At 66.2% G+C, this 12,294-nt stretch carries 12 protein-coding genes and 1 pseudogene; 6 read left to right on the top strand and 7 right to left on the bottom strand.

Features of this window, described 5'->3' with window-relative positions; genetic code table 11:
- The first annotated feature begins 25 nt into the window (after positions 1 to 25).
- Entirely contained in the window at positions 26 to 1,363 is a 1,338-nt protein-coding gene (locus AC0B44_RS17960; RefSeq protein WP_471904175.1) for a glutamine synthetase family protein, read from the top strand.
- A 25-nt stretch (positions 1,364 to 1,388) separates the two neighbouring features.
- Positions 1,389 to 4,403, top strand: coding sequence for a bifunctional [glutamine synthetase] adenylyltransferase/[glutamine synthetase]-adenylyl-L-tyrosine phosphorylase (locus AC0B44_RS17955; protein WP_471904235.1), 3,015 nt, complete (start codon positions 1,389 to 1,391; stop codon positions 4,401 to 4,403).
- A gap of 12 nt (positions 4,404 to 4,415) precedes the next feature.
- On the opposite strand, the gene AC0B44_RS17950 is transcribed toward AC0B44_RS17955, so the two are convergent.
- The 6 genes and pseudogenes from AC0B44_RS17950 to AC0B44_RS17925 form a co-directional block, all read right to left on the bottom strand.
- Complete coding sequence (locus AC0B44_RS17950) at positions 4,416 to 4,988, bottom strand: hypothetical protein (protein ID WP_471904174.1); 573 nt, start codon at positions 4,986 to 4,988, stop codon at positions 4,416 to 4,418.
- A 151-nt stretch (positions 4,989 to 5,139) separates the two neighbouring features.
- Entirely contained in the window at positions 5,140 to 7,323 is a 2,184-nt protein-coding gene (katG, locus tag AC0B44_RS17945) for a catalase/peroxidase HPI (protein WP_378529092.1), read from the bottom strand.
- A gap of 37 nt (positions 7,324 to 7,360) precedes the next feature.
- Positions 7,361 to 7,804, bottom strand: coding sequence for a transcriptional repressor (locus tag AC0B44_RS17940; protein WP_169620224.1), 444 nt, complete (start codon positions 7,802 to 7,804; stop codon positions 7,361 to 7,363).
- A gap of 80 nt (positions 7,805 to 7,884) precedes the next feature.
- Entirely contained in the window at positions 7,885 to 8,034 is a 150-nt protein-coding gene (locus tag AC0B44_RS17935; RefSeq protein WP_471904173.1) for a hypothetical protein, read from the bottom strand.
- A 193-nt stretch (positions 8,035 to 8,227) separates the two neighbouring features.
- Positions 8,228 to 8,464 (bottom strand): hypothetical protein, encoded by a 237-nt coding sequence (locus AC0B44_RS17930; protein WP_471904172.1) that lies wholly within the window; start codon positions 8,462 to 8,464, stop codon positions 8,228 to 8,230.
- Positions 8,461 to 9,260: pseudogene (locus tag AC0B44_RS17925) on the bottom strand (LLM class flavin-dependent oxidoreductase). The gene AC0B44_RS17930 and the pseudogene AC0B44_RS17925 overlap by 4 nt, the downstream one beginning before the upstream one ends.
- Before the next feature lie 78 nt (positions 9,261 to 9,338).
- Here AC0B44_RS17925 and AC0B44_RS17920 point away from each other — a divergent pair.
- Positions 9,339 to 9,962, top strand: coding sequence for a class I SAM-dependent methyltransferase (locus AC0B44_RS17920; RefSeq protein WP_471904171.1), 624 nt, complete (start codon positions 9,339 to 9,341; stop codon positions 9,960 to 9,962).
- A gap of 134 nt (positions 9,963 to 10,096) precedes the next feature.
- Here AC0B44_RS17920 and AC0B44_RS17915 read toward each other — a convergent pair whose 3' ends face one another.
- Complete coding sequence (locus AC0B44_RS17915) at positions 10,097 to 10,306, bottom strand: MmyB family transcriptional regulator (protein ID WP_471904170.1); 210 nt, start codon at positions 10,304 to 10,306, stop codon at positions 10,097 to 10,099.
- Here AC0B44_RS17915 and AC0B44_RS17910 point away from each other — a divergent pair.
- From AC0B44_RS17910 to AC0B44_RS17900, 3 genes are all read left to right on the top strand, one after another.
- The gene (locus tag AC0B44_RS17910; protein WP_471904169.1) at positions 10,305 to 10,574 is read left to right on the top strand and encodes an NmrA family NAD(P)-binding protein; all 270 of its coding nucleotides are present in this window, start codon (positions 10,305 to 10,307) and stop codon (positions 10,572 to 10,574) included. The two genes, AC0B44_RS17915 and AC0B44_RS17910, sit on opposite strands and share 2 nt — an antisense overlap.
- Positions 10,571 to 11,167 carry a Rossmann-fold NAD(P)-binding domain-containing protein gene (locus AC0B44_RS17905; protein ID WP_471904168.1) on the top strand — a complete coding sequence of 199 codons (597 nt, stop codon included), beginning with the start codon at positions 10,571 to 10,573 and terminating at the stop codon, positions 11,165 to 11,167. The genes AC0B44_RS17910 and AC0B44_RS17905 overlap by 4 nt, the downstream gene beginning before the upstream one ends.
- A 360-nt stretch (positions 11,168 to 11,527) precedes the next feature.
- Entirely contained in the window at positions 11,528 to 12,238 is a 711-nt protein-coding gene (locus AC0B44_RS17900) for a YqeB family protein (RefSeq protein ID WP_471904167.1), read from the top strand.
- Positions 12,239 to 12,294 lie beyond the last annotated feature (56 nt).

Below are 12,294 nucleotides of genomic sequence, written 5' to 3'. Positions count from 1 at the left end.
ACGGACGATGCCTACTCTCGCGGATATGGATCGCCAGAAGGAGTTCGTGCTCCGCACCCTCGAAGAGCGCGACATTCGGTTCGTTCGCCTTTGGTTCACCGACGTCGTCGGCACCTTGAAATCCGTGGCGATCGCCCCGGCCGAGCTCGAGGGAGCCTTCGAAGAGGGCATCGGCTTCGACGGCTCGGCCATCGAGGGGTTCTCCCGCATCTCGGAAGCCGACATGGTCGCGCGTCCCGATGCGACGACCTTCCAGGTGCTGCCGTGGACCGACGACCGGGGCCACCAGTACTCCGCGCGCATGTTCTGCGACATCACCATGCCAGGCGGCACACCCAGCTGGGCTGATCCCCGGCACGTGCTGCGCCGTCAGCTCAACAAGGCGTCCGACCTCGGTTTCAGCTGTTACGTGCACCCCGAGATCGAGTTCTTCCTCGTGGAGAACGGCGAAGAAGGCGCTCTGCCGGTTCCGGCCGACACGGGTGGATACTTCGACCAGTCCGTCCACCGGTCCGCCCCGCACTTCCGCCGTCACGCCATCGACGCACTCGAGTCGATGGGGATCTCGGTGGAGTTCAGCCACCACGAGACCGCTCCCGGCCAGCAGGAGATCGACCTCCGCTACGCAGACGCACTGTCCATGGCGGACAACGTCATGACCTTCCGCTACGTGGTCAAGGAGATCGCGATGCAGGAAGGCGTGCGCGCGACCTTCATGCCCAAGCCCTTCCGCGACCACGCGGGATCGGCCATGCACACCCACATGTCGCTGTTCGAGGGCGACACCAACGCATTCCACGACCCCGACGACCCGCTGCAGCTCTCGGCCACCGGCAAGGCATTCATCGCCGGCGTCCTCGAGCACTCCAACGAGATCAGTGCCGTCACCAACCAGTGGGTCAACTCCTACAAGCGGCTCGTCCACGGCGGTGAGGCGCCGACAGCAGCGAGCTGGGGTCCGTCGAACCGTTCGGCCCTCGTCCGTGTGCCGATGTACACGCCGAACAAGGCGTCGTCGCGCCGCGTCGAGATTCGCACGCCGGACTCGGCATGCAACCCGTACCTCGCGTTCGCAGTGTTGCTCGCGGCGGGGTTGCGCGGCATCGAGAAGGGGTACGAACTCCCGCCGGAGTCCGAGGACGACGTGTGGTCGCTGACGTCGGCGGAACGTCGTGCGATGGGTTACCGCGAACTGCCCACCGACCTCGACATCGCGCTCCGCGAGATGGAGAAGTCCGAGTTGGTTGCCGAAACTCTCGGCGAACACGTGTTCGACTACTTCCTGCGCAACAAGTGGCGGGAATGGGAGAACTACCGTAGCCAGGTCACGCCGTTCGAGCTCGAGCAGTACCTGGGGCTCTAATCGTTCGGCGATGGCGGATGATGTGGTGGTGAAACCGCCGACTTCTCGTTCCACTGTCCCGGCTCCCGGTCGGCTCGGCCTCGTCGAGCCGACCGCGCCCGAAGAGCTCCAACGGCTCGGCTGGAACGACGCGGAAAGCGTCGAACTGCTGTGGGCGTTGTCCCGCGCCGCCAACGCGGATCTTGCACTGCGCACGCTCGCTCGGCTCGCGGACAGTCTCGGCGACGAGGGCTGGGCCGAACTCGATGCGGCGCTGCGCGTCGACAAAGGGTTGCGCGGACGACTGTTGGGCCTGTTCGGGGCGTCGTCCGCGTTCGGTGACCACGTGGTCGCCAACCCGGACAGCTGGCGGTTGCTCGAAGGCTCGCTGGATCTGCCGGACAAGCACACGTTCACCGCGCGCATGCTCGACAGCGTCGACGCGTATCCGGAGCCCGGAGGCAGCGTCGGCCGGTTGCTCTACCGCGCCGAGGTCACCGGTCCCGCCGCAGTCGCGGCGTTGCGGACGGCCTACCGCGACCAGCTCATGATCATCGCGGCCGCCGACCTGGCCGCCACCGTGGAGAACGAGCCGGTCCTGCCGTACCTCGATGTGGGAGCGCTGCTCGCCGACCTCGCGGACGCGGCGCTCACGGCGGCGCTCGCGGTCGCGGTATCGACCGTCATCCCGGACGGGCCCTGCCCGATCCACCTCGCGGTGATCGCGATGGGCAAGTGCGGCGCACGGGAACTGAACTACGTCAGCGACGTCGACGTGGTCTTCGTCGCCGAGCCCGCCGATTCGCGTGCGAGCCGGATCGCCGGCGAGATGATGCGCATCGGCACCTCCGCCTTCTTCGAGGTGGACGCGGCCTTGCGCCCGGAGGGCAAGCGCGGAGAACTCGTGCGCACCCTCGAGTCCCACATCGCCTACTACAACCGGTGGGCCAAGACCTGGGAGTTCCAGGCGCTGCTCAAGGCCCGGCCGATGGCGGGGGACCTGGATCTGGGCCGCCGGTACATCGAGGCGTTGAGCCCCATGGTGTGGACGGCGTCCGAGCGTGAGGACTTCGTGCCGGAAGTGCAGGCGATGCGCCGGCGCGTCGAAGAACTGGTGCCCCCCGAGTTGCAGGAACGCGAACTCAAACTCGGCCGCGGGAGCATCCGGGACGTGGAGTTCGCGGTGCAGTTGCTGCAACTCGTCCACGGTCGCGTCGACGAATCGTTGCGAGTCCCCAACACGGTCGAGGCGCTCGGGGCGCTCGCCGACGGCGGTTACATCGGCCGCGACGACGCGGCGAACCTCCGCGCCTCCTACGAATTCCTGCGGCTGCTCGAGCACCGACTTCAGCTGCAACGGCTCAAGCGCACCCACACGCTGCCGCCTGCCGACGACCGGGAGGCCCTGCGCTGGCTCGCCCGCGCGTCGCACATGCGCGCGGACGGTCGCAAGGATGCGCTCGGCGTGCTCGAATCCGAGATCAAGCGCAACTCGTCGCGCGTCCGGAAACTGCACGCGAAACTGTTCTACCGGCCGCTGCTCGAATCGGTGAGCAAGCTCGACAAGGAAGCCGTCCGGCTCTCGCCGGACGCCGCCGTCCGCCAACTGGCCGCACTCGGCTACAGCGCACCCGCGCATGCCCTCGACCACCTGACCGCACTGTCGGGCGGCGCGTCCCGCAAGGCGCGGATCCAGGCGATGTTGCTACCGCAACTGCTCGAATATCTTGCCGACACCGTCGATCCCGACGCCGGCCTGCTCGCGTACCGCCGTCTGTCCGACGCGCTGTACGACACCGTCTGGTTCCTGCGGGTACTGCGCGACGAGCCGGCGGTGGCCGAACGCCTGATGACGGTGCTCGGGTCCTCGGCGTACGTCGCGGATCTGCTCGTGAAGTCGCCCGAGGTGCTCCGGTTGTACGCCGACGGCCCGACCGGCCCGCGGTTGCTCGAACCGAAACCGGCGGAGGTCGCCCGCGCACTGGTCGCGTCGTCGTCGCGGTACGGCGATCCGTCGCGGGCGATCCTCGCCGCCCGCTCGTTGCGCCGCGCCGAACTGGCCCGGATCGCGAGTGCGGACATCCTCGGGATGCTCGACGTGCCCCAGGTGTGCGAAGCACTGTCGACGGTGTGGGCCGGCGTGCTCGAAGCCGCACTCACCGCCGTCATCCGGGCGTCGGAAAGCGCACGTGGACCGGCACCCGCGCGGATCGCGGTGATCGGGATGGGTCGTCTCGGTGGCGCCGAACTCGGCTACGGCTCCGACGCCGACGTGCTGTTCGTCTGCGAACCGCACGCCGATGCGGACGACACCGACGCCGTGAAGTGGGCGACGACCGTCGCCGAACAGGTGCGGAAGTTCCTCGGCGCGCCGAGCACGGATCCGCCTCTCGAGGTCGATCTGAACCTGCGGCCGGAGGGACGTAGCGGTCCGCTGGTGCGCACCCTTACGTCGTACGAGGCTTACTACACCCAGTGGGCAGAGGTGTGGGAGGTACAGGCGCTGCTGCGCGCGCATGCTGTCGCCGGCGACCTGGAACTGGGCACGCGCTTCCTGCGCATGATCGACAGGGTGCGGTATCCGGAGGGCGGCCTGTCCCAGGAGGCGGTCCGCGAGATCCGCCGGATCAAGGCACGCGTCGATTCGGAGCGTCTGCCCCGCGGAGCCGATCCCGCGACCCATACGAAACTCGGACGCGGCGGCCTGGCGGACATCGAATGGACCGTGCAGTTGCTCCAGTTGCAGCACGCGCACCACATCGAGGCGCTGCACAACACATCGACGCTCGAGACCTTGGACGCGATCGGTGCGGCCGAGTTGATCAGCGCCTCGGACGTTCAGTTGTTGCGCGACGCGTGGATCACCGCCACCAGTGCGCGCAACGCTCTGGTGTTGGTCCGGGGCAAGCGCACCGACCAATTGCCCGGGCCCGGCAGGCTTCTCACGGCGGTCGCGAGAGTGACGGGGTGGCAGGGCGAAGACGCCTCGGAGTATCTCGACCACTATCTGCGGGTCACCCGTCGTGCGAGGGCGGTGGTCGAGCGGGTGTTCGGTGCCTGACGGCGTCGGGGGTCAGTCGCAGAATACGACCAAGGCGACCCCGCGCCAGACTTCCGTCTCGGTCTTGTCCCATTCCTGGTCGTCGGCGTCCCACGAGTATTCGACTTCGGTGTCGTAGCCGCGGTCGCGCTGCTCGGTCACGTTGCAGTTCCGCAGGGTGCTGCCCGCGCGGCTGAGGATGATGTATTCGACGCCGGCCTCGGACAGTGTGGCTTCGGCCTGTTCTTGGGACATTCCGACGGTCGAGATGTCTGTTTGGGCACCGGCCACACCGGCGCCGATAGTGCTTATGAGCAGGGCGGCAGAGCATGCCGCAGCCCTGAGGATGTTTCTGCGCATCACGATCTCCTCCGGGAGACATGTCGTGCGGAGGTACTCGGCCGGGCACGAGCCCGGGTTCGACAGGGCCGAACGCGCAGGACGGTCTCGCACGACGACCGGATACGCAACGACAGGCGTCGCGTCGGCAACGGACGCGGCGACCGGAGAATCCGGTGCCGTGACGCAGGCGGCGTATCCCTGTCTTTGCCCCGACGCAAAGAAAACGTTCTCCATCACCTGAGGCGTGATCGAAGTCACCCTCACGGCACTACAAGGGTACGCCGGTGCGGCGGGTCCCCGCGCCGCTTCGCCTCGGCACCGGCCACACGGCCCCCACACGACGAAGCCACCCGCCGAAGTGCGACGGGTGGCTTCGGTGTCGCGGTGCCGTCCGGCGGCACCGTTCCCGGACGGCTCAGGCCAGATCGAACCGATCGAGATTCATCACCTTGGTCCACGCCTTCACGAAGTCCTGCACGAACTGCGGCTGCGCGTCGTCGGTGGCGTACGCCTGGGACAGCGCCCGCAGTTGGGAGTTCGCGCCGAACACCAGATCGACGGCGGTCGCCGTCCACTTGACCTCGTCGGTTCCGCGCGCGCGGCCCTCGTAAATCCCCTCCGACGACTCCGACACCTTCCACTCCGTGCCCATGTCGAGCAGATTACGGAAGAAGTCGGTGGTGAGCACCTGAGGCCGATCGGTGAGCACGCCGTGGTTGCTGCCGCCGTGATTGGTTCCGAGGGCACGGAGCCCGCCGACGAGCACCGTCATCTCGGGGGCGGTCAGTGTCAGGAAATTCGCACGTTCGAGGAGCAGCTTTTCCGGAGGAAGCTTCTCCCCGCCCTGCAGGAAATTGCGAAACCCGTCGCTCTTCGGCTCGAGCACCGAGAACGACTCGACGTCGGTCATCTCCTGGGACGCGTCCGTCCGGCCCGGAGCGAACGGCACCGTGATGTCGTGTCCGGCCGCCTTGGCTGCCTTCTCGACCGCAGCACTACCCGCGAGCACGATCAGGTCCGCGAGCGAGACCTTCTTGTTTCCCGTCGCCGAGCTGTTGAAGTCGTCACGGATGCGTTCGAGCACCGGCAACACCGCGTTCAGCTGGGCAGGTTCGTTGGTCTCCCAGTTCTTCTGCGGCTCGAGGCGGACACGTGCGCCGTTCGCGCCGCCGCGCATATCGGTGCCGCGGAAACTTGCCGCCGACGCCCACGCGGTGGCCACCAACTGCGGGATGGTCAGCCCGGAGTCGAGGACCGTGCTCTTGAGCGACGCGATCTCGTCGTCGCCGATCAGCTCGTGATCGACGTCGGGCACCGGGTCCTGCCAGAGCTGCGGCTCCGGGATCCACGGCCCGAGGTACCGCGAGAGCGGTCCCATGTCGCGGTGCAGCAGCTTGTACCAGGCCTTGGCGAACTCCGCTTCGAGTTCTTCGGGGTGGTCGAGCCAGCGCCGGGTGATCTCGCCGTAGATCGGGTCGTATCGCAGCGCGAGGTCGCTCGTGAGCATGCCCGGTGCATGCTTCTTCGACGAATCGAACGCATCGGGCACGATATCCGACCCGGCGTTGTCCTTCGGCGTCCACTGCCAGGCACCCGCGGGGCTCTTGGTCTTCTCCCACTCGAACCCGTACAGCATTTCGAGGAACGTGTTGTCCCACTTCGTGGGAGTAGGTGTCCAGGTGACCTCGAGGCCACTGGTGATCGTGTCGGGCCCCTTGCCCGTGCCGTACGAGTTCTTCCAGCCGAGGCCCTGCTGTTCCAGCGGCGCCGCCTCCGGTTCGGGACCGAGATTGTCGGCGGGCGCCGCACCGTGCGTCTTACCTACCGTATGGCCTCCGACGATCAGCGCAGCGGTCTCGACGTCGTTCATCGCCATGCGGGCGAACGTCTCGCGGATGTCGCGGCCCGACGCGAGGATCTCCGGATTGCCGTTGGGGCCTTCCGGATTGACGTAGATCAGACCCATCTGAACCGCGCCCAGCGGGCCCTGCAGTTCGCGCTCGCCGGCGTAACGTTCGTCGCCCAGCCAGGTGTCCTCCGGGCCCCAGAACACCTCGTCGGCTTCCCAGATGTCTTCGCGGCCGAATGCGAACCCGAACGTCTTGAATCCCATCGACTCGTAGGCGCAGTTGCCGGCGAAGACGATGAGGTCGGCCCACGAGAGGCTGCGTCCGTACTTCTGTTTGATAGGCCACAGCAGCCGACGCGCCTTGTCGAGACTGACGTTGTCGGGCCAGCTGTTCAGCGGAGCGAAGCGCTGCGCGCCCTTGCCTCCGCCGCCCCGGCCGTCGGCGATGCGGTACGTGCCCGCGGAGTGCCAGCTCATGCGGATGAAGAGGCCGCCGTAGTGCCCGAAGTCTGCGGGCCACCAGTCCTGGGAGTCGGTCATCAGCGCGATGAGGTCCTGGCGGAGCGCGTCGACGTCGAGGTTCTCGAACTCCTTCCGGTAGTCGAAGTCGGGTGGCATGGGGTTGGCCATAGGGGAGTGCTGGTGCAGGACTTGGAGGTCCAGCTGATCCGGCCACCAGTCCAGGGCGGTCCTGGGGCGATGGGGCTGCGGCTTGGGGGAGGGGACTGCCGGGTTTTCGCTTTCGGACACTGCGGGTTCCTTCCGGATCTGGGTGGATCGGACAGATTCAGGGCTGTGGTCGCGAAGCTGCCGATGAGGAGCAGCCGGGGCACAGACCCCAGAAGACGACCTCGGTTTCGTCAACGGCGAAATCGCCGTCGTCGTACCCGGTGAGACAGGGTGTGTCACCGGTCGCGCTGTTCACGTCTGCAATGACTCCGCACGCCCGGCAGACGAGATGGTGATGGTTGTCGCCGACGCGGGCCTCGTACCGCGCATGGGATCCCGACGGCTCGATCCGCCGGAGCATCCCCCGTGACGTCATCGCGTGGAGTACGTCGTAGACGGTCTGGCGAGAAATGCCGGGAAGCGCGGTGCGCACCGTGTCGAAGATCGTCTCGGCGTCGGCGTGCGGGTGTGTACCGGCGGCGTCGAGGACAGCGACTCGCTGGCGCGTTACGCGGAGACCTGCTGCGCGCAACTGCTGTGCTGCTTCCCTGGAGGTGGGCACCACCCCACTATGACGCACTTTTCTGGAATGAGTCGTGATTTCGGCCGATCCGTCGCCTGCCTTCGCGAGTGATCGTCGGGTCAGTGCTCGCTATGGGGCGCGGGTGGCAGTGCGGGCGAGGCGGCCCCGACCTCGATGGGTTCCTCGGGGTGGACGCGAAGGAAGGCTGCGAAGGCGTCGAAGACGGCGATCAGGCGTGCCAGGTCGTCGGTCGCCGCGATGATCGGCATCCCACACCGCTTTGTGCATCGCCCTCACTGTCCGCCAGACGACCGGTTCGGTGGCGCTGAGAGTGCTGCGCGGTGCGTCGCCCGTCTTCGCCTTCGGTTGTTGCCGGCGCGATCGGGATCCTTTGCCGTACGGCCCGTCCGTCCGGACCCCGGACGCCGCGCACGTGAGGAGTACGACGCAGTAGGCGTGGACTCAGCAGGGGGTGTCACCCTGGAACGCGGGGATCACCTCGTTTGCGAACAGTTCCGCGTATTCCATGAACCTTTCGGCCGGCAGTCCTGCGGGCATCATCATCATGAAGTGCTCGAACGGCATGCGTTCCTGCATTTTCCTGAACTTGTCCACTGCGCGGTCGGGCGTGACGATCTGTAGGATTCCGCTGCGCTCGAATTGCTCCAGGCTCATGGTTTCGAGCACGGGGTCGCTCATTCCGATGGCTTTGTCCTCGTCGAGCAGGCACCGTAACTGTTGTTGATGTAGTGGTAGTACGGCGCGAGTTCCTCCATCGCCTTCTCCGGGTCGTTCGCCACCACGAAGAACAAACCCTGGATACGGATCCCCGCGCCCGCCGGGTTTTTTACCCGTTGCCTCAGTTTTTCAGCGTAGAGGTCGCTGAACTCTTCATTCCCGAAATAACCGTCGGCGTACTCGGCCACTCGCTCGAGTGCCTTGTCTGCGAAACCGCCGATGTAGAGCGGGATCCGCCCGCGCGTCGGCGGGGGCATGATCTTCGCGTCCTCGACGGTGAAGTGTCTGCCCTCGAAAGTCACGGTCTCCCCCGCCCACAAGGCGAGGACGATCTGAAGGAACTCGTCGAATCGCTTTCCACGCGTGGAGAAGTCGAGTCCGAGCGCGTCGTACTCACGACGTCGGTAACCGAGCCCGAGGGCGCAAAACGCACCGGATGGTGGAGTGGCGCGAGTGCGACTGCCGACCCGAGCCGAAGTGACGTGGTGCGCGCCGCGATGGCCGCGAGCGTCAACAGCGGTGAAGGTTGATAGCCGTCGTCGGCGCCGTGATGCTCCGGCACCCATGCGCCGGTGAAGCCGACCGTCTCCGTCCAGGCGATCACGTCGAGCGTTTCCGCGTAGAGGTCGCTCCACGGACGCTCCCACGCAGGTGGGTTACGGAAATCGTACAGATAGCAAAAGTCAGCTTGCGGGTCATCGGGAGTCCCCTCACGCCTGGTGGAGTGAGCACCATATGGCAATATCCTAGTAAGCATTGCAAGACTTGCGCATGAAGGTGTGGTCCGATACGTACCGGAAGGAAATGCGCTATCCGATAACTGATGATGGGCGGTATGGAGAACGTAGAGTCCCGCTCCTGGGCCGTCCGCGAGTCGTACTCGGCCAGATCCCGGGAGTACTCGGATCTGTTCGGCTCTGTGACGTCGGCGCATCCGTCGGACCGAGCGCTGATCGCTAGCTGGGCCGAGACCGTCGCAGGTCCCGTACTCGACGCCGGGTGCGGTCCGGGGCAGTGGACGAGTTTCTTGGCCGAGCGCGGGCTGCCCGTGAGCGGCGTCGATCTGGTTCCCGAATTCGTCGAGCGCGCGCGTGCGCAACATCCGGGACTGTCGTTCGAGGTCGGCAGTTACGAAGCATTGGATCCACCGCCCGGAACGCTGGGAGGCGTGCTGTCGTGGTATTCGCTCATCCACCACAGTCCGAAGGACATCGGGACTCCGCTCGCCGAGTTCGCACGGGTAATCCGTTCGGGTGGAGGTTTGTTGGTGGGATTCTTCGAAGGACCAACCGTCGAGGCGTTCGATCACGCGGTGTCCACCGCGTATCGATGGCCGGTAGTCGCACTCGCCCAAGAGTTGGTCGACGCCGGCTTCGAAATAGTCGAGACGCATACGCGGTCGGGGAGTGGCTATCGTCCACACGGCGCAATCGCCGCGGTCCGACGACACACGCCGTGAAACCGTTGTGGTTGCGACCACCGAATCACCGGACCGGACTGTTCACCGTGACCAGATCATCTGTCTTCCCACCGACTCCATCGATCGTGTCGGTGCGATGAAGTCCTGGACGGCGAATGAGGCAACTTCCGCTGCTATGCGAACTCGGTCGACACTTTCTGAAGGCCGATCGTTCCGAGGAGCGCGAGCTTGCTGTCGGATTCACTACCGGGTTCGGTGGTGAATATCATGATCCGCAGGTCGTGGCGTTGAGTGGTGAGGATGTCGCAGTCCAGTTCGAGGGTCCCGACCTCCGAGTTCACAACTCGCCTGATCGTCGGTCCGTGCTCATCGATCCTATTCATGATCGTAGTTATCGGAGTTACAGGTCAGCTGGGAAGCCAGATCGTCAACTACCTCCTCGACCGAGGAGTCCCGGACGACCGGATCGTCGCTGCGGACCGCGATTGTTCCGGATCAGCGGACTTCGCTGCTGCGGGTGTCGAGTTCCGCCGAGCCGACTACGATCTGCCCGAGACACTTCCGGCTGCCTTTGCAGGCGCCGACAAGGTCTTGTTGGTGTCGTCGCCTGCAGGGCAGATGCCAAGCGAATCCAGCAGCACCAGAACGTGATCGACGCGGCAGTCGCTGCCGGTGTGAGCCTTCTCGCCTACACGTCGGTCACTCACGCCCCCACGAACACGATGGGGTCGGCGCGCGTGCACCGCGCCACCGAACAGGCCATCGCTGCCTCCGGGCAGCCCGCTGTCATCTTGCGCAACGGTTGGTACACCGAGAACCACACGGCCGCCATCGGCAATGCCGTCGGACACGGCACACTCATCGGGAGCGCGGGCAACGGCCGGATGGCGTCGGCGAGCCGTGCCGACCTCGCCGAAGCAGCCGCGATCATCCTGACACGTGACGATCAGGCCGGAAAGATCTACGACCTCACCGGCGACACCGCGTGGACCCTGTCCGAACTGGCCGCCGAGGTAGCAGCACAGTCGGGCGTGCCCATCACCTACGCCGATGTCCCCGCCGAGCAGTACCGGGCGATCCTGCAGCACGCAGACCTGCCCGAGCATGCCGTCGAGTCGATCGTCGATGCCGATGTAGCGATCTCGCAGGGCGCCTCGGCCCACGTGACCGAGGATCTGCGCACGTTGCCGGGGCGGCCCACCACCCCGATGGCGGCGGGCGTCGCCTCGGCTCTGGAGGGCTGACTGCCGGCCCGGCTGCACCCGTCCTCGGCCCGAAGCAAGCCTTCGGGCGAAGGGCGATCGATTTGCGGCGCGTCGCGAGCCGCTGATCCACGCACCGATGGACACCCTGCGACGAGCACGACCTCCGTAGATCATGCCGTGGCATATCGAATCACGAACGGCAACAATCTGTTTCGATAAACTTCGATTCTGGGAGGCCATCGCCTGCCGCGAGGTCCGGCCGGTGCGTGGCCGAGCGGTGAAAAAGGCACTACATTTCACACACGTCGACGGTCGCTGGACGGCGCAGGGCAGGTGGGTGCCCCGGCACGTCGGCAGGAGACGGATTGCGGGGTCGACGGATTCGAGGGGGCGCCAGGCATGGCGATAGGTGACAGCACAGCCGGAGGACGCCGTGAAGAGGCGCCGGTACGACTGGGTTTGTCGACCGGCGACGCGGTGTCGTTGCTCGTCATTGCCCCGGTCGTCGGTATGGGCATCGGCGTCGGCTTGCCGTGGGTCGCGGAATGGGCGGAGAACCTTCCCTGGGTGCCGTTCCAGGGTCCGCTGCAGTTGCTTGCCTCCATCGACAAGACGTGGGGTATCGCATTCGGTGTGGTTGCCGGCCTCGTGCTGGGCGCTGCGCTTGCCGTGAACACCATCAGAGACACGACACGCGTAACCATCGCTCCGGATGAGGTGTCGCTCCAGCGGAACGGGGACACCCGCCGGATCACGTGCACCGACATCGCGGCGGTGTTCCTCGACGGGAAGCAACTGGTCCTCACCGACGATGCCACCCGCGAACTCGCCCGCGAGGAGATCGATGCCGACGCGGGCAGGATCGAGCAGGCATTCCGCAGTTACGGCTATCCCTGGCACGACGACGATCCGCACGCCGGAACGTTCCAGCGCTGGATCCCCGGCACCCCTGAGCTGTCCGAGACCGTGAACACGATTCTGGTGGCTCGGGAGCGGGCTCTGCGGGAGAAGGACACCGAGGATGCCGACGATCTGCGCACGGACTTGATGAAGAAGGGCTTCGTCGTGAAAGAGCAGGGTTCGAGGCAGTTCTGGCGGCCGATCCCGTGAGCGCGCGCCGCGCAGAGACGAAGCGTCGGAGATCGCGGCGGACGCTGAGGGTCGTC

It is taken from the genome of Rhodococcus sp. NPDC019050 (genome assembly GCF_055664235.1).
Note: the sequence above shows the minus strand (reverse complement) of the source record. Positions and strands in the feature narration are given on the sequence as shown.

Excerpts from the sequence above, each read along its gene's own strand:
- AC0B44_RS17960 (WP_471904175.1), top strand. The coding sequence starts at position 26 with ATGGATCGCCAGAAGGAGTTCGTGCTCCGCACCCTCGAAGAGCGCGAC.
- AC0B44_RS17935 (WP_471904173.1), bottom strand. The coding sequence starts at position 8,034 with ATGCCGATCATCGCGGCGACCGACGACCTGGCACGCCTGATCGCCGTC.
- AC0B44_RS17930 (WP_471904172.1), bottom strand. The coding sequence starts at position 8,464 with ATGAGCGACCCCGTGCTCGAAACCATGAGCCTGGAGCAATTCGAGCGC.
- AC0B44_RS17920 (WP_471904171.1), top strand. The coding sequence starts at position 9,339 with ATGGAGAACGTAGAGTCCCGCTCCTGGGCCGTCCGCGAGTCGTACTCG.
- AC0B44_RS17910 (WP_471904169.1), top strand. The coding sequence starts at position 10,305 with ATGATCGTAGTTATCGGAGTTACAGGTCAGCTGGGAAGCCAGATCGTC.
- AC0B44_RS17915 (WP_471904170.1), bottom strand. The coding sequence starts at position 10,306 with ATGAATAGGATCGATGAGCACGGACCGACGATCAGGCGAGTTGTGAAC.
- AC0B44_RS17900 (WP_471904167.1), top strand. The coding sequence starts at position 11,528 with ATGGCGATAGGTGACAGCACAGCCGGAGGACGCCGTGAAGAGGCGCCG.